The organism is Rosenbergiella gaditana (genome assembly GCF_018494065.1).
Taxonomy (GTDB): domain Bacteria; phylum Pseudomonadota; class Gammaproteobacteria; order Enterobacterales; family Enterobacteriaceae; genus Rosenbergiella; species Rosenbergiella gaditana.
In genome coordinates, this window is the sequence record NZ_JABBFR010000005.1 from 66,103 (window position 1) to 80,895 (window position 14,793).

16 protein-coding genes and 2 pseudogenes are annotated in these 14,793 nt (G+C 48.7%); 4 read left to right on the forward strand and 14 right to left on the reverse strand.

From position 1 onward, the window contains the following. Window positions 1–10: 10 nt before the first annotated feature. A complete protein-coding gene (locus HH682_RS05205) occupies window positions 11–1,507 on the forward strand; it encodes an APC family permease (RefSeq protein ID WP_214236549.1) in 1,497 nt (498 codons plus the stop codon). On the opposite strand, the gene HH682_RS05210 is transcribed toward HH682_RS05205, so the two are convergent. Together HH682_RS05210 and HH682_RS05215 are read right to left on the reverse strand one after the other, a co-directional pair. Continuing rightward, window positions 1,496–2,197, reverse strand: coding sequence for a cache domain-containing protein (locus HH682_RS05210; RefSeq protein WP_214236550.1), 702 nt, complete (start codon window positions 2,195–2,197; stop codon window positions 1,496–1,498). The genes HH682_RS05205 and HH682_RS05210 overlap by 12 nt on opposite strands. Beyond that, the gene (locus HH682_RS05215; RefSeq protein WP_214236654.1) at window positions 2,198–2,941 is read right to left on the reverse strand and encodes a FadR/GntR family transcriptional regulator; all 744 of its coding nucleotides are present in this window, start codon (window positions 2,939–2,941) and stop codon (window positions 2,198–2,200) included. It abuts the gene before it with no gap. Between the two features lie 145 nt (window positions 2,942–3,086). On the opposite strand from HH682_RS05215, the gene HH682_RS05220 reads away from it, so the two are divergent. Together HH682_RS05220 and HH682_RS05225 are read left to right on the forward strand one after the other, a co-directional pair. Next, entirely contained in the window at window positions 3,087–4,517 is a 1,431-nt protein-coding gene (locus tag HH682_RS05220; protein ID WP_214236551.1) for a gamma-aminobutyraldehyde dehydrogenase, read from the forward strand. An 11-nt stretch (window positions 4,518–4,528) separates the two neighbouring features. Then, window positions 4,529–4,996: an ester cyclase gene (locus tag HH682_RS05225; RefSeq protein WP_214236552.1), complete on the forward strand. Its 468-nt coding sequence runs from the start codon at window positions 4,529–4,531 to the stop codon at window positions 4,994–4,996. A gap of 53 nt (window positions 4,997–5,049) precedes the next feature. Here HH682_RS05225 and HH682_RS05230 read toward each other — a convergent pair whose 3' ends face one another. The 5 genes and pseudogenes from HH682_RS05230 to HH682_RS05250 all read right to left on the reverse strand — a co-directional run bounded on the left by HH682_RS05230 (window position 5,050) and on the right by HH682_RS05250 (window position 7,263). Further along, entirely contained in the window at window positions 5,050–5,238 is a 189-nt protein-coding gene (locus HH682_RS05230) for a hypothetical protein (RefSeq protein WP_214236553.1), read from the reverse strand. A 267-nt stretch (window positions 5,239–5,505) separates the two neighbouring features. Next, a pseudogene (locus HH682_RS05235) lies at window positions 5,506–6,135 on the reverse strand (IS1 family transposase). A 105-nt stretch (window positions 6,136–6,240) separates the two neighbouring features. After that, the gene (locus HH682_RS05240; protein ID WP_214236554.1) at window positions 6,241–6,534 is read right to left on the reverse strand and encodes a type II toxin-antitoxin system RelE family toxin; all 294 of its coding nucleotides are present in this window, start codon (window positions 6,532–6,534) and stop codon (window positions 6,241–6,243) included. After that, entirely contained in the window at window positions 6,524–6,766 is a 243-nt protein-coding gene (locus tag HH682_RS05245) for a type II toxin-antitoxin system RelB/DinJ family antitoxin (protein ID WP_214236555.1), read from the reverse strand. The genes HH682_RS05240 and HH682_RS05245 overlap by 11 nt, the downstream gene beginning before the upstream one ends. A gap of 83 nt (window positions 6,767–6,849) precedes the next feature. Next, window positions 6,850–7,263: a GFA family protein gene (locus tag HH682_RS05250; protein WP_214236556.1), complete on the reverse strand. Its 414-nt coding sequence runs from the start codon at window positions 7,261–7,263 to the stop codon at window positions 6,850–6,852. Between the two features lie 53 nt (window positions 7,264–7,316). Here HH682_RS05250 and HH682_RS05255 point away from each other — a divergent pair. Next, window positions 7,317–7,400: pseudogene (locus tag HH682_RS05255) on the forward strand (IS1 family transposase); the annotation flags it as partial. Between the two features lie 73 nt (window positions 7,401–7,473). Here the strand turns inward: HH682_RS05255 and HH682_RS05260 are convergent. The 7 genes from HH682_RS05260 to HH682_RS05290 form a co-directional block, all read right to left on the reverse strand. Continuing rightward, the gene (locus HH682_RS05260; RefSeq protein WP_250318565.1) at window positions 7,474–8,025 is read right to left on the reverse strand and encodes a GNAT family N-acetyltransferase; all 552 of its coding nucleotides are present in this window, start codon (window positions 8,023–8,025) and stop codon (window positions 7,474–7,476) included. Window positions 8,026–8,290: 265 nt separating this feature from the next. Continuing rightward, window positions 8,291–9,634 carry an NTP/NDP exchange transporter gene (locus HH682_RS05265; RefSeq protein WP_250318566.1) on the reverse strand — a complete coding sequence of 448 codons (1,344 nt, stop codon included), beginning with the start codon at window positions 9,632–9,634 and terminating at the stop codon, window positions 8,291–8,293. Beyond that, the gene (locus tag HH682_RS05270; RefSeq protein WP_214236557.1) at window positions 9,635–10,360 is read right to left on the reverse strand and encodes an NADPH-dependent F420 reductase; all 726 of its coding nucleotides are present in this window, start codon (window positions 10,358–10,360) and stop codon (window positions 9,635–9,637) included. It abuts the gene before it with no gap. A 45-nt stretch (window positions 10,361–10,405) separates the two neighbouring features. Further along, complete coding sequence (locus HH682_RS05275; RefSeq protein ID WP_214236558.1) at window positions 10,406–11,026, reverse strand: cupin domain-containing protein; 621 nt, start codon at window positions 11,024–11,026, stop codon at window positions 10,406–10,408. Between the two features lie 372 nt (window positions 11,027–11,398). After that, window positions 11,399–12,853 (reverse strand): sugar porter family MFS transporter, encoded by a 1,455-nt coding sequence (locus HH682_RS05280; RefSeq protein ID WP_214236559.1) that lies wholly within the window; start codon window positions 12,851–12,853, stop codon window positions 11,399–11,401. A 94-nt stretch (window positions 12,854–12,947) separates the two neighbouring features. Then, window positions 12,948–13,817, reverse strand: a complete 870-nt coding sequence (locus tag HH682_RS05285) for a MurR/RpiR family transcriptional regulator (protein ID WP_214236560.1) — start codon at window positions 13,815–13,817, stop codon at window positions 12,948–12,950. 15 nt (window positions 13,818–13,832) lie between these two features. Continuing rightward, window positions 13,833–14,789 (reverse strand): ABC transporter substrate-binding protein, encoded by a 957-nt coding sequence (locus HH682_RS05290; protein ID WP_214236561.1) that lies wholly within the window; start codon window positions 14,787–14,789, stop codon window positions 13,833–13,835. Window positions 14,790–14,793: the final 4 nt, after the last annotated feature.

Consider the following 14,793-nt stretch of genomic DNA (forward strand, 5'->3'; position numbering starts at 1 on the left):
AGACTCGACAATGGATAAATCAACGCAATCCCCCTTACTAGGGGAACCGGAAGCGGGTAAAGAGCAATTCCAACGTTCTATTGGGCTTATCTCCAACTTCTCATTAGGCTTTACTTATCTTTCACCGCTCACTGCAGTGTATTCTCTGTTTGCGCTGGCCATTACCTTGGCGGGTCCCCCGGCTATCTGGTGGATCGTGATTGCGGCCGTGGGTCAACTGTTAGTGGCCTTAGTGTTTGGTGAGGTCGCCTCGCAATATCCGATTACCGGTGGATTATACCCTTGGGCTCGCCGGTTATGGGGCAAAAAATATGCCTGGATTGCGGCGTGGGTCTATTTATGGGCCTTGGTCGTGACTATTACTTCCATTGCTGAATATACCTCGACCTTCGTGGCAAGTTTAGTCTCGTTTAGTGCAACGCCGCTTCATCTCTTGATGACCTCGGTGATTTTGCTGGCCGTTATGATGGGGGTAAATCTATCAGGGACTAAAAATCTCGCCCGAGTCGCCAGGATTGGATTCTGGTGTGAAATTGTCAGTGTGATTGCGCTAGGTATCTATCTATTAATTTTTCATCGTTCTCAACCTTTCTCAGTGATTTTCGATTCGATGGGGATTTTATCGAGTAGCGGAAGCTACGTCGGGGCCTTTATGGCGGCGTCACTGATGGGGCTGTTTATGTTCTTCGGCTTTGAAGCCTGCGGTAATGTAGCGGAAGAAGTACAAGATGCCAGTCGCAAAATTCCTGTCGCGATGATTTTAAGTATTGTTTTCGGCGCGATCTCGGCCATTATCTCGGTATTAGGCTATTTACTTTCCTCACCGAATTTACGCAATATCGTCAGCGGTAAAGTGAGTGATCCTATTCCGGCGATTCTCAATGAGGCCTTGGGGCCAGTCGGCGCGAAAGTATTTATTGTGATTGCGGTTGTTGCCATGCTCTCTTGCATACTCTCCTTACAAGCTGCGCTTAGCCGCCTGATTTTCTCTTTCTCTCGTGACCAAATGTTACCTGGAAGCCGTTGGATGGCGAAGATCTCGACTCATAATGTTCCCGATAATGCGATGATCATTAGCTGCTTATTGCCCGTTATCTTCTGTATCTGGGTCTATTTCCAACCCGATAACCTTGCGCGGATAACCGCTTTTGCGGTGATTGGAATTTATCTTTCATTTCAAATGGTGGTGTTGGCTGCACTACGCCAACGGTTAAAAGGCTGGAGACCCGCTGGAGAGTGGCATATTGGCGCTTTCGGTCTCGTCACTAATGTACTCGCTTTAGCCTATGGGATTGTTGGAATCTATTTACTGGCCCAACCGGCGGATAGCCCGAATTTCATTGATAAATGGACCGTACTGATTGGCTTGGCAGTAGTGTTGGTGATTGGCTTACTTTATATGCTTATCCAACGCCCTTACGGTAAATCAAGCGCACCCGAGAATGATGCGATTGAACATGCTAACGCATTAAGAGCGATGCGCAGTCAAGACGCGTTACGCAGGTAAGTAGAGCGAAAAAAGAGGGTGCTGGTGGGCAACCGCCAGCGCATCACTTCGTAAGATATCGCCAACGCGATAGCCTGAGAGAGTCGAAAAAATGATCCGACCAAAGGCATTGGTTAAGACCATTTTTAGCCGAGGCTGAGGGAGAAATTTTAATATTTCATCCTCGATCCGACTTACCAAAATATCAACGGCGGCGACCCCATAAAAGCACTCTTGAATAAAAATTGGGGCGGCAGAGGTCATGGTGTACGACGTATTACAGATGTAGTCGACATAGGGACCGTGGAAGTAGGGGCCTTTTAGGGATTTCGTTTTCAGAAACCACTCAAAGGTTCGAAAATCGAGGTGCTGATGTGTCAAAGGTGTAAGTTCGAGCGCAGTGTCATGACTCGCATCCTTATAAATCCAATACAGCGACCATTTCGCCTGAGGATTTAACGGGGCATCAGCGTGATAGGCAAAGCCTGCGCCAGAACAGAAGCTGCTATCAGAGAGTGTACGATTAATAAGGTTCTCAATCGTCGTTTTCGGAAAGGCATTGGATGCCAGCTCAGCAGGGGCGGCGGCACTCACCAGTGGGGTGAGTAATTGAGTGAGTTGCTGAGCTAACTGCTGGCTCGAGTGTGAGCACTGCGAAAATAGGTGTTCAAGTGGCGCGATGACCGCTTGTAGCGAGGCGGATGAGTTCACTTATGACATTCTCCCTGACATTGAGGCATTGGTGTTGAGCTTACAGTCAACAAGCTGTTCAGCTAAAAATAGAATAAGGTCACTGACCGCTTTTGCAGCAGTTTCAGTACATTGTTGAGATATGGCTTCCATGATTTCTCGATAGTGTTGCACACATTGCTGATGCAATGAGTCATCACCATAAAGCAGGGCAATAAACGAGGCCCACTCAGTTTGTAACGTTAACTCGCTATTGGCTAAGCGTGCCGATTGTGAACTGGCGGATAAAAAGAGTAAACAGCGCATATCCGCTTGAGCGCGCGACTCCGCGCTAGTGGCTTGCTGAAAATCGTCAATAAAGGATGAAAAGGTGAGTTGTTCGCTTTGGCTCATGCGTTTGGCGGCGAGTTGCGCACTGTGCGCCAGTATGGCGCAGTGCATCTCACCGAGATCAAGCAAATAATCACTGCTCAATAAATTGAGAGGATGGTAATTATGGGCACGACTTTCAATATTGTCACAGATAAAACTGCCACCGTGGCGGCCTCGGCTGGTGTAAATCAGCTCTTTAGCGCGCAGGGTGTTCAACGCCTCGCGTACGGTGATATGCGAAACACCGAGCATTTTGGCCAATTCCGCCTCATTGGGCAGCTGTTCATGAGCCTGCAACAGCCCTGTCATGATGGCATTCGCAAGGCGGGTGACAATTTGTTCCGCTCTACTTGCCTGTCCGATTGGCGCGAATATTATCGCATGCGTCATCATCGTTATGCTTTCACCGGTTATCCATAAGGAAAACAGTCTTACCACACCCACGATATTTTTCAAAGCGCTCCGCCACCCCCAGAGATAGAAACCGAGGCGAACGCATTTTTCTTAGGTTTTTAGTGAACTAATCAAGGATAAAACGATGCAACGACTGAAACATTTTATTGATGGTCAATACTTTGATACGGCGTCAACGGACTACTTTGATTTAATTAGCCCAGTCGATGGCACATGCTATGCCCAGAGCCCGAAAGGGAAAGCCACTGAGGTGACGCTCGCTTATCAAGCCGCCACTCGCGCCTTTAAGCAATGGCGACGATCCACGCCCTCCCAAAGGCAAAAAGCTCTGCTCCAGCTGGCAGACGCGGTTGAGGCCAATACGCAACGCTTTGTCGATCTGCAATGCCGAGAAACCGGGCAATTGAAACACTTTATAGAGAAGGAAGAGGTCGCTGCCTCCTGTGATGCATTGCGTTTCTTTGCCGGTGCCGCACGTCATTTAGAGGGGCGTGCCAGCTATGAATATATGGACGGTTTTACCTCCAGTATTCGTCGCGAACCTTTAGGGATTGTCGGTCAAGTCACCCCTTGGAATTATCCGTTTATGATGGCGATTTGGAAGATAGCGCCAGCTTTGGCGGCAGGTAATACCGTGGTACTCAAACCGAGTGATACCACGCCAATGAGCACTTTATTACTGGCTGAGCTCGCAGTAGACTTTTTCCCTAAAGGTGCCTTTAATGTGATCTTAGGGCAAGCGGAAACCGGATCGCTGGTGGTGTCTAACCCTAATGCTTCGCTGGTCTCTATCACCGGGTCAGTACGCGCCGGTATTCAGGTCGCCACCTCGGCTGCAGCAAATCTGACCAAAGCCCATTTAGAATTGGGCGGAAAAGCCCCAGCCATCGTTTTCGCCGATGCAAATATTGAGAAGGCCATTGAAGGTATTACTACTGCCGGCTTTTTTAATGCGGGGCAGGACTGCACCGCGGCGACACGTATTTTAGTCGAGGCCTCGATCTATCCAACCTTCTTGCAGCAGTTAGTCGCCAAGACCCAACAGATCCGTTTTGGAAAGCCTGACGATACCGACGCGTTATTTGGTGCGCTGAATAGCGCCAATCAGCTGGCACAAGTCGAAGGCTTTATGCAACGGTTACCCGCCCACGCCAAAGTTGAAATTGGTGGCAGCGCGGCACAAGGGGAAGGGTTTTATTTCCCCGCGACCATAATCTCTGGGTTAAAGCAGGATGATGAAGCAATTCAACAAGAAGTGTTTGGCCCAGTGATGACCTTACAGCCCTTTGAGGATGAGGCCGATGCGCTTGCCAAAGCCAATGATGTGGAATATGGATTAGCGGCCAGTGTGTGGACCGGCTCGGTAGCAAAGGCGCATCGACTGACGCGCGATCTCGATTTTGGCACCGTCTGGGTCAATAACCATATTCCGCTGTGTGCGGAGATGCCGCACGGTGGCTTTAAAAAATCAGGCTATGGTAAAGATCTCTCCGCTTATGCGCTTGAGGAATATACCCGTGTGAAACATGTGATGATCGATCTAGAGCAAGAATAAGCGAGGTTCTAATGGGTCAATTCGGCACCTACTCTCTGCTAACACTCTGCCTAGCGAGCGGATTAAGCTATGCACAAACCACGCCGCTGACAGTAGTTACGCAATATATGCAGGCGTGGAATCAGCACGACAGCACTAAAGCGGGGACTTTTTTTGCGGAAAAAGTCAGTTATTACGATGCCTCGGTAGGTGAACCTGTCATCGGTAAGCAACAGGCCACGCAACAGGTGGTGAAAGCCTTTGTTGATGCCGTGCCCGATTTACACTGGGTGATGACCAGCAAACCGGTCTATAACGGCGATACTATCGCTTTCCAATGGCGTTTTACTGGGACGAACGATGGGGCTTGGGCCGGTACTCCTGCCACACATAAAAAGATCCATTTTGATGGCGTAAGTTTTATTAAGGTGTCACAGGGCAAGATTACCTATCAGGGCGATTATTATGATTCGAAAAAACTGAGTGACCAGTTGAAATAACGGGAGCACGCTGATTAACCATTATTCAATCACGTTAACGATAGCAGGGTTGGTCAGCGATCATTGACGGTATGTTTCAGCGAGATTGCCAATAACGCATGTAGGGGAGTGGTCTTATTAGTCGAGGCAAACTGTCTCTTTTGGTTAGCCCCATAATCCCTGGTGCGATCGCTATAACGCTCAAGCTTCCTCTTCCTAAACGGTAAGTTGATGTCGTTGCTGACCTGTTGTGGGAGTGTCACTTTCCCTGCATTCAGTGGTCAGAAGCAGGGGCGTAACAAGTCCAGCGTCACTACTTTTACCATTTTGGGCTTATCCCACAAGGGCACTGCTCTATCGTGGACGACTGTCTGGAGGACGATTGGGGGATTTGCGTAAGACTATTTTGAAATATGGGTATGATACTATAAGCCACTTATTTACTAGGCGGAGCTTGGCACTGACTGTCTTTTCTCGAGCCAGCTCTATACCCCCTTTTACTGAGATGTAAGAATGGGTAATGACTCCAATTAGTAGAACATATATTTTTCAATGAAGGCCCCGATGACTTTTTCATGTCGCTCTATTGTGCGTGAGAAGCAGATTGTTTTTCGGGCTAAACGCTTGATGCGGGTTCTTAGCGTCAGATTGTTACGCTCACTACGCTGAGTGAATATTTTGCCTGTTAGATGCTTCTCCTTTGGTACTTCTCTGGCATAACTTCCCCAGTCATCACTTGTTACCATGCCGATATTAAACGGAGTGAGCAGGGCCAGTAGTTCACGACAGGTATCATCCGTCCGTGGTCCGAATGTATAAGCCAGAATGCCGCCTGTTTTGGTATTGTATGCGTACCAAAGCCAGTGCTGCCGGGCTTTACTGCCGACAAAGCTCCATTGCTCATCGAGTTCGCAAATAAGCGCCACATCTGCATGAGCGACCGGAGAGGAAGTTATTCGCTTCGGGGCGAGTTTTTTAAGGTGCGGATGACGGTGTTAATGCCTATTTTTAGCGTCCTTGCGGGCTTGATAAGTATAGGTGAGCAGAAACACGCGGTGGCACTCACGACAGCGAAACCGGTCACGGCCTTTAGGGTTCTGCCCATGACGGTAAACCTGAGCAGACTGACAACGGGGACAATGAACACTAACGCTGGCCATGAGAAAACCTCAAAGCGATGATTATATATCGATTCAACTAATTGGATACATCACCGACATTTCTACTGAGCCTTGACATAAGAATAAGCCCGCTACTGCGGGCTTCTAGTCATCAGATAAACGCTCTAATGCTGTATCATAAACAGCATTCTTATCTCGCTTGCCAACAGCGATAACCAAAATAATTAACTCACCATCCTCGACCTTATAAACCAAGCGGATTCCTGCTGATCTCAGCTTAATTTTATAACAGCCTTCAAGACTACGAAGACGACTGGCTGGTCTATGTGGTTCTTCAACCAATTTAGATAATTTCTTTTTTAGCTGCTCACGAATACCAGCATCTAGGCGCTTCCATTCGTTTAAAGCCGCTTCATAGAATTCAATTTCATAGCTCATCAAGCTTCACACGTATCCGTTTTGCTGGGGAAGCCAGACGAGCACGGGCTAATTCAATGATATCTGCATCCTCATCAGCCAGTAATGCGACTTGAACTGGTAATCGGTTATTTTGTGCGACATATTCAAGAACGAGACGAACAGCTTCTGATGCTGTTACACCCAAAGCATCCAGAGCCGCTCCAGAGCGAGCCTTTAGATCATCATCAATACGAATATTCATTGTTGCCATACATAGCTCCATGTAGGTACGTTTGTATACACATAATAAACATTGGTGAGCTGATAATCAATCTGATTTAACATCAGGCTGTTTTACGAATCAACTGGTTGGTAGGTAAGAACGCCAATAACACCACCTCCACCATCCTTTGGATGATGAACCCCATCCATAACCTCAATTTTTTTAAAATCAAATGGAGACACACCCTCTAAGCAAGCAATATTAACACCATATTGATTAGGGTTTGATCGCCGCTGATGGAATGTATAAATCCCACATTTACTGCAAAAATAATGGACAGCTTGCTTTGAATTAAAGCGATATTCAGTTAAAAACTCTCGCCCACTCATGACTTCAATCCCAGATAATTCAGCAGATACAGCAACTGCTCCTCTCATCCGGCAAAAAGAACAATTACACCGTCTAATCGTTTCAAATCCATTCGATAACTCAACTGAAAAAATAACTGATTTGCAATGGCAATGGGCTAGGATTCTGTTCGTCATAAAAATCATCCAGAAAGAGGTTCAGGTTAGATTTAACATAAGTCCATCCTCGGCGAAAAACACTGTCACTCTCCAAATCAGTGGAACTGCATAACAAGGTTATTGGCCACTATATGACAATAAAACACTATCAATAAGTTGGAGTCACCACCATTGTTTGAATAAAATAATTGGGTATTTCCTCAGTACTTTGTTCGAATCAGAACAAAATTAATTAGTTAGCAAGACCTTACGCCCATTCCACTCTTCGCGGGTAATCTCCCATAAAGTCGAAGGGACATCCCCAATATGGTATTCCCCGATCCCCTCACGGATCATTCGCATACCACTCTGCTCTGAAATTTTTTGTGAACGATGGTTCTCTTTGGCTTTTGGGGCCCGCAAAACGGGTTGCTGTAATTGATTGAACCAAAATTCCGTCGTGGCGTGGCACGCTTCGCGCATATAGCCTTGACCTTGCGATTCCGGCACTAACCAAAATCCTCGGTTATTGTCCACTTCTAGAGCGAGGCGGATAAGGCCGATAAATTGCGAGACGTTAGATTGAGGTCGTATCGTCCATACCCATTCCGTCCCTTGTTGCATAGCGTTCAGAGTCATGGCACAAAAAATTTCAGCGCCATTGGCGGGATAGGGCCAAGGCACTTTACGCGTCAGGTATTTTACAATCTCCCAACGTGGGAAAGCCTGTTGAATTTGTGGTGCATCTTCTAGGGTCAAGGGGGCGAGAACAAGACGAGCAGTTTCTAAACGAGGCACCATAATAACTCCAACCCTAATCAAGAATAGAAGGTTATTTTTACGACACTTACCAGACTATCTCAAGTGTTTAAGACCTTATCCCTTTTTTCACCGCTATTCTTAAGGTTTTTACAAAAATATTTTAAAGAGGCTGAGCTGGACACCTATTACCGACTGAGCGTGCCTTATCCACGGATTGTCTTTCTCAATAGGATTGTGCTGCTAAGCCTCGGGTATCTTTGTGGCTAATCCATTAGGCCTAGGGTGAATGCTCATTTTAGTTAACTCACTGCCGCGAAGAGGAGGAGGGTGGCTCTTGGGGCAGTTCACGGGCCTTACGCCGCTGTGCGCGTCCCAAGGCTAAGCTCAATCCTGCCCAGCCTGCTGCTAATAGCATACTAAATAGCGTCAAGGGCAGGGCGGCAACACCCAGCAGGCCTACGGCTTGATAACTCCATGCCCCAACTTGATCGCCCACACGATAGACTAAGGTATCGATAAACACCTTAGCGTGATATTTCTCTGAGGTGGGCACCACGGTGAATAAGATTTCTCGACTGGGACGCGCCAGCGCAAAATTAATTGCCCGTCGCACAATGGTAAAGCCGACCAGCACCGATAAGCTTGGTGCTGCACCCAACCAACCAAAACCCACAACACTGACCAACGGCAGCAGCGTTAAACTCACTGCCACACCCCATCGCGAGAGTATTTTACCGCTAGCCGTTAACTGGCAAATCAGGGTTAAGAGGTTAATCGCCAGATCAACATTGGCGAAAAAGGTTGTGCGTTGTGCGGGTTGGGTAAAGGCGTGTTGCACGATAGCGGCTTGCTGAAAATAGAGTAGGGTTGAGGTCACTGAATAAAAGAGGATATAGCCGCAAATACCTAATAAATAGGGGGAGGCTATCGTCTGACGAATACCGATCAACAATGGCGTTAACCCGCCACCCGAAGGTTGGCGAGGCTTGCCTTCAGTCGAATGGTGCGACAATTGACGACCACAGCGTGATAAGCGTCTGGCGCTAAAGACCGACACTTGGATAAGTCCTACGGCGATCACCAGCAGCACTGGGGTAGAGAGATGATTGGCGACTAAACTGATTAAGCCAGAACCGCCAATTGCACCGAGCGTGGCGGCGGCCGCTAATAACCCAAACAGCCGTTTTCCCCGCTCACTATCAAAAATATCGACGATCAGTGCCCAGAAGACAGACACAGCAAACAGATTAAATACCGAAACCCAGATAAAAAAGGCGCGGCCCAAGAACAGATCGTGCAGTCCGCCGGTACGAGCAAAACCGAATGCGAATCCACAGAGAATGACGGCACAGGCTTGGTAGCTATAGCTGATAAACCGCTCTCGAGGTAACCGCTGAGAGAGCCTGTTATAAGGCCACTGTAACAGCAGCATGGTGACCAACACGGCCGTAAACAACCAAGGCAGTGAATGAGCGCCCGTAAGGGTGCTGACCGTATCGCGGATCGGACGCAAAATATAGTAGGCGCACAGCAGCGAGAAAATATATAACCAGCCCCAACATAATGGGGCCAGCTCTTCTTGCTTAATCGATACGAGGCGCTGAAAGCGCCCGAGTAACGGCGACGTAGAGTGGTCAGTCATCGTCATTTACCGTTCGTCGGCCAGCTGAGCGCGCAGCGCTTGCTCATCTAACACCTGCAAGAACAGTGACGATCCTGGTTGGAAACGGGTAGCTGTGGCTAAATCGCCGGTATTGACCGCTGCAAAACCCGCCTGTTGGATCAGGACTTTCGCCTGTGCCAGCGCTTTCGAGTTATCGCCGGCATAAGGGATAGCGATCAGCGGTGAGTGGTGAGCATTCGAGGCAATCGCGGTGGCCGCCAAGGAGTTAAAGGCGCGAACCACGTGTGCCCCCGACAAGTATTGTGCTGACGCCTTGCCACTGCCAAGACTGAGGGCTTTTGCCGCCGTTGCACCGTCGCGCCCCGGATAAGGATTGCTAACATCAATGACGGTTTTACCGGCAAGTTGCTGATGAAGGCCTTGACCAAGTTGGGGGAGTGCACCATAGGGCACTGCTATCACCACGACATCGCCAAATTGGCTGGCTTGCTCTGCTGTCCCCACTTGCGTTCCATGACCGATTTCGTTGGCAGTTGAGCGTAAACTATCGGGGTGGCGTGACGCGAGCATCACATGATAACCCGCATCGGCCCAAAGTTTTCCTAGGGTCTCTCCCATATTACCTGCCCCCACAATACCAATATTATGGACGGTTGACGCAGACGACGGCGTTGCAGCCAGCGCAGTGTGGCTGCCCACTGTTGCCGCGAGAAGAAGCGTTGCAAGACAGGTTAGTTTTTTAGCAAACATAGTATCCTCATTATAATGGTATCGGTTCCAGTAGTGAACCAAAAATTAAGCTTTCCAGAGCGTTAAAATTCCACCTTGTTTGCCGGTCACCGGATCAGTGGTTGGCATAGTGATAGTGGCAATATGCTGTTGGGCTTCGGCCAATTTACTGGGGTCATCATGATAAAGGTCTGGGCTTAAGCCTTTGGGGTAGGCCCCAAGCACTTGGAAGTCGTCGCTGGCGGATAGCTGTTTATGGCCGACGCCTGCTGGGATCAGAATCACATCACCTTGTTTGACCGTGACTGTCGGCCCGGTCTCGCCCCCGAGTTGAACCTTGGCATTGCCTTGACTAACCCCTAACAGCTCATGGGTGTTGGAGTGATAGTGGGTAAAGGGAAATATTTGGTAGCGCCACTGTACCGGCCAGCCATTCTTAGCGAAAAGCTCGCTCAGATAATCGTCAGCACGTGAAACCGAAGCGGGAACGGCTTGCTGATAAATCAGTAACGGTAATTTATCGTTCGGCACACCATTCACCACTTTCGTTAAAGAGAGTGGCTGGATAGCAACGTGGGGAGATGCTGACTGAGATTGCGCATAGCTGCTTAACGGCATGGTCGAGGCTGCAAGTAATAATTGGCAGAAGTTGCGTCGAGAAAACTGCGAAGGAGAAGTCATCTTCATCGTGCGCTCCTGTGTGAGATAAAAAGGTAAGGCCTCTTAAAATATGTGACCTAGATCGCTATTCTGTCAAGTTAACAGCGAAAATTGATAGGGATTAAGCCTAATGGGTGGGGTAGATGAGGTTATTGAGAAAAGCTAGCTGGGGAAATTAAGGGGGTTTCCCCCCCTGAGAAAGCTCAGCGATGTGTGTGTGCGTGCCATAGGGCAAGACGAAATGCCACACGTTTTATATATTTTGGATACTTCGCAGAGAGTAGGTAAGCACAGAGACGTTGCATGGTACACCTCACTTGTCATGGATCAGAGAGAGTACAACAGAAAAATATGTCAAAAATATGGCAATAAAACGCCCAAAGCTGGGCGTTTTCTGCATTAGGCACTTTTAATGGTGGAGGGGACAGCATCTTCCTTACTGTAACGCTTGCGCATCATGACTTCGATCTCTTCCAAAGATTTATCTTTTGTTTCAGGTAAACAACAGCAAATGAAAATAAGCGATACGAGGTTCACCGCGGCAAAGACATAGAACGTCTGGTTACCCATTGCCGATAACATCGGTGGGAAGGCAAAGGCTACCGCCGCATTACACACCCATTGGCAAGCTACCGCTATGCCCGTCAATGCACCGCGTAGCTTCATTGGGAAAAGCTCAGACATTAACAGCCAATAAATCGGCGCAACGCACATCTGCATAAAGAACAAGAAGAGAAGGATGCAAGCTAAGGCTAAATAGCTTTGTGTCAGATCTTTCGGTAAGAAGATTAATACTGAGCCTAAGGCTACCTGCATCAAGATCACTGCGGCTAAGCCAAAAATCAGCATTGAACGGCGTTTGACATGGGAGACGGCTTTCAATGCGATTAAGGCTGCAATGACTGCGACGACACCATTACCAATGGTGGCGGTCAGCGAGGCATTGGTGCCCATCCCCGTGGTCTTTAAAATAATCGGGGTGTAGTACATAAAAGCGTTAACCCCGGTAAATTGCGCCACAGCTCCCACACCAATACCGAGTAATAGCAGACGTACGACCCAGCGTTCCTTTAATAACTCTTTAGTCGACGGCCCTTCGCGTGACGCTTTAGCTTGTTCACGCATTTGGTTGATCTCTTTACGGACTTCCTTGCGCGAGCGACGTAGCTTGCGCATGATGCGGACGGCTTCTCGTAATCGACCTTCGGCCACTAACCAGTGCGGGGAGCCGGGGACGAAGAAGGTCCCGACAAAAAGTAATAAACCGGGAATAGTGGCTAATGCCAACATATAACGCCACAGATGGTTATCATGTAATAACACGCTCATTAAGGCGCTGACGATATAAGCGGTCAATTGTCCTGCGACGATCATCAGCTCATTACGGCTGACCAATGGCGCACGGTGGCGGGGCCCGGCAATTTCAGCAATAAAGACCGGTACGGTGGATGAGCCACCGCCCACGGCAATCCCCAGTAAAAATCGCATTACGACCATGATGTGAACATCAGGCGCAAGCGTGGTACCCAATGCGCCCAAGACGAAAATTAGCGCCAAGGTTCGTAAGGTAACGCGTCGGCCGAAACGGTCGGAAACGAAGCCGCTGATAAAGGCTCCGATTGCGGCACCAAAGATCAACGCCGACGTTACTAGCCCTTCGGTGAAGGGGGTAAGGTTGAGTCCACCCTGATCGAGGGGTTGCGTCATAAAGGGTAACGCGCCGGAGATAATCCCAGTGTCATAGCCAAAGGCGAGTGCACCCATGGTGGCTACCAGTACAATAAAGAACAGTCGTTGTTTAATCGTATCCGAAGAAACGATTTTTTCGTCGCTAGACGTGGGTGGTTTAGGCATTACTTATCCCTGATGAAGCATTATTATTATTAAAGAGAAAGCTTGAGTATAGTTCAGCCCTCAAAACCGTATGGCTTATTTGCTAGGAATCGCCCTATTTCTTTGACGAGGTATTTTTAAGTCCTCGGTGTAATTCTTGCAGTCTTTTCATCGATTTGACTGCGCGTTGTGACATCGAGGCGGCAGTGGCGACCACCAAGATTTCAAGGCAAGCCAGAACAGGGCCGTGTAACGGCATATTGCCTTGTACTGTCCCCCGTGGCACGTCAATCACCACATCAGCCTGCTGCACAAATGTAGACTCTTTTGCGTTAGTCAATAAAATGACAGGGACACCTAAGCGCTTCGCTTCGCGTAGCGTAGTCATTCCTTCACGATGCGCGGATTTTTGCGCCATCATGATCAGTACGTCACCACGTTGAAGGGAGAGTAACTGTTCAGCCAAGCCTATCCCAGAGCGGTTCAGCGGGAGTGCGGGCAACCCATTTCGATGAAAGAGGCGGGCAGCATATTCAGCTAAGATCCCTGAGGCATTAATCCCAAAGATCGCTAACTGACGGGCATTCACTAACAATGAAACCGCCTGGGCAATGGCTTGACGATTCTCACTGCCACTTAGCGCTTGGGCGGCATTGAGATGACCCTCTACCACATAATCGATAGATTGGTTTACATCTTCCGCCAGATGGCTCAAGGTACTGTCCATTTTATCGGCTGAGTTTAAAGGCGGGTCAAACCACTGCTCAAGTACCGATTTTAATTCCCGTAAGCCGCTGAAGCCGATGGCTTGAATGGCTCGAACGACGGTCGCATCGGAGGTGTGAGTCGCCGCGGCAATCTCTAACGCCGTGCTCTCAATGACTAATGCGCGGTGTTGGTCAATATAAAGCAGCACCTGCTGTAGCCCCAAAGAGAGGCCATCAATACGTGCGCGCAAGCGTTCGGAAAACAGGTCATGTCGCATGGAAATAGCATTCCCTTAATGATTGGTCGGGGGCAAGATTACTCCCGCTAAACTGGTCTCTACCACGGCGGCCATTTTTGAGAGCGAGGCAAAACTGTTCACGATCGCATCCTCGCGTGACACCATAACCCAATGCCCTCGTTGACAGGCTTGCATAAATTGGCACCAGCCCGGTAGTACCGCATCCATGGCTTTGCGCTCATCCTGAGCCGTTAAGTCACCATCACCTCGCCAGGTATCGAAGACGATATCGGCATCCAGCGCCGGTAACTGTTCAGCATTCAAGTTTGCACGCCCCTCTTCGGGTAATTGGTCGATAAGTTTCGGAAAGGTAAACCCAGCATCGCGTAACACTTGGCCTAGGGCATGATAAGTGTGCAGGATATTTACCTTACCATTGTTCGCTTGTAATACTGAAACGGTCACTGTACGGCCATGGCGTAAACGCTCTAATTCCAGAATTTCCGCATGATAGCGGCTCACTAGTTGCTGATATTTCGGTTGGGTATGCGTAAGATCGGCTAAACGTTGATAAAGCCTAACTGGCCCCCCTTGGCGATTATCGATACTGACGGTCGGCGCAATTTTCTGTAACTGTTGAAGGTCTGTCGTGCGGCTTGGTTCGGTAATAATTAGGTCCGGATGCAATGCCGCGATCTTCTCGAGATTAATCTCCGCAGTCCCTAAATAGTGAATATGAGTGTTATCAAAATCGAGACCGGTTAAGCGTTTCGCTGATCGTAAATAAGGTTTACCTTGCGCAGATAACCGACCGTGGCTGCCGACGGGCATTACCCCTAACTCAAGCAAAGGAATCGTAATATCTAAGTCATGCAGAGAGACAATACGCAAAGGCTGTTGCGGGATCACCACATCGCGGTGCGCATCATCCACAAAATGGCGTGTTTGGGGTGAGGCCGCCGATGAGACGACACTAAAACAAAACCCTAAGAGTAAAATCAATAAGCGCATCGTG

Excerpts from the sequence above, each read along its gene's own strand:
- HH682_RS05205 (WP_214236549.1), top strand. The coding sequence starts at position 11 with ATGGATAAATCAACGCAATCCCCCTTACTAGGGGAACCGGAAGCGGGT.
- HH682_RS05215 (WP_214236654.1), bottom strand. The coding sequence starts at position 2,941 with ATGATGACGCATGCGATAATATTCGCGCCAATCGGACAGGCAAGTAGA.
- HH682_RS05220 (WP_214236551.1), top strand. The coding sequence starts at position 3,087 with ATGCAACGACTGAAACATTTTATTGATGGTCAATACTTTGATACGGCG.
- HH682_RS05225 (WP_214236552.1), top strand. The coding sequence starts at position 4,529 with ATGGGTCAATTCGGCACCTACTCTCTGCTAACACTCTGCCTAGCGAGC.
- HH682_RS05240 (WP_214236554.1), bottom strand. The coding sequence starts at position 6,534 with ATGAGCTATGAAATTGAATTCTATGAAGCGGCTTTAAACGAATGGAAG.
- HH682_RS05245 (WP_214236555.1), bottom strand. The coding sequence starts at position 6,766 with ATGGCAACAATGAATATTCGTATTGATGATGATCTAAAGGCTCGCTCT.
- HH682_RS05250 (WP_214236556.1), bottom strand. The coding sequence starts at position 7,263 with ATGACGAACAGAATCCTAGCCCATTGCCATTGCAAATCAGTTATTTTT.
- HH682_RS05260 (WP_250318565.1), bottom strand. The coding sequence starts at position 8,025 with ATGGTGCCTCGTTTAGAAACTGCTCGTCTTGTTCTCGCCCCCTTGACC.
- HH682_RS05265 (WP_250318566.1), bottom strand. The coding sequence starts at position 9,634 with ATGACGATGACTGACCACTCTACGTCGCCGTTACTCGGGCGCTTTCAG.
- HH682_RS05270 (WP_214236557.1), bottom strand. The coding sequence starts at position 10,360 with ATGTTTGCTAAAAAACTAACCTGTCTTGCAACGCTTCTTCTCGCGGCA.
- HH682_RS05275 (WP_214236558.1), bottom strand. The coding sequence starts at position 11,026 with ATGAAGATGACTTCTCCTTCGCAGTTTTCTCGACGCAACTTCTGCCAA.
- HH682_RS05280 (WP_214236559.1), bottom strand. The coding sequence starts at position 12,853 with ATGCCTAAACCACCCACGTCTAGCGACGAAAAAATCGTTTCTTCGGAT.
- HH682_RS05285 (WP_214236560.1), bottom strand. The coding sequence starts at position 13,817 with ATGCGACATGACCTGTTTTCCGAACGCTTGCGCGCACGTATTGATGGC.
- HH682_RS05290 (WP_214236561.1), bottom strand. The coding sequence starts at position 14,789 with ATGCGCTTATTGATTTTACTCTTAGGGTTTTGTTTTAGTGTCGTCTCA.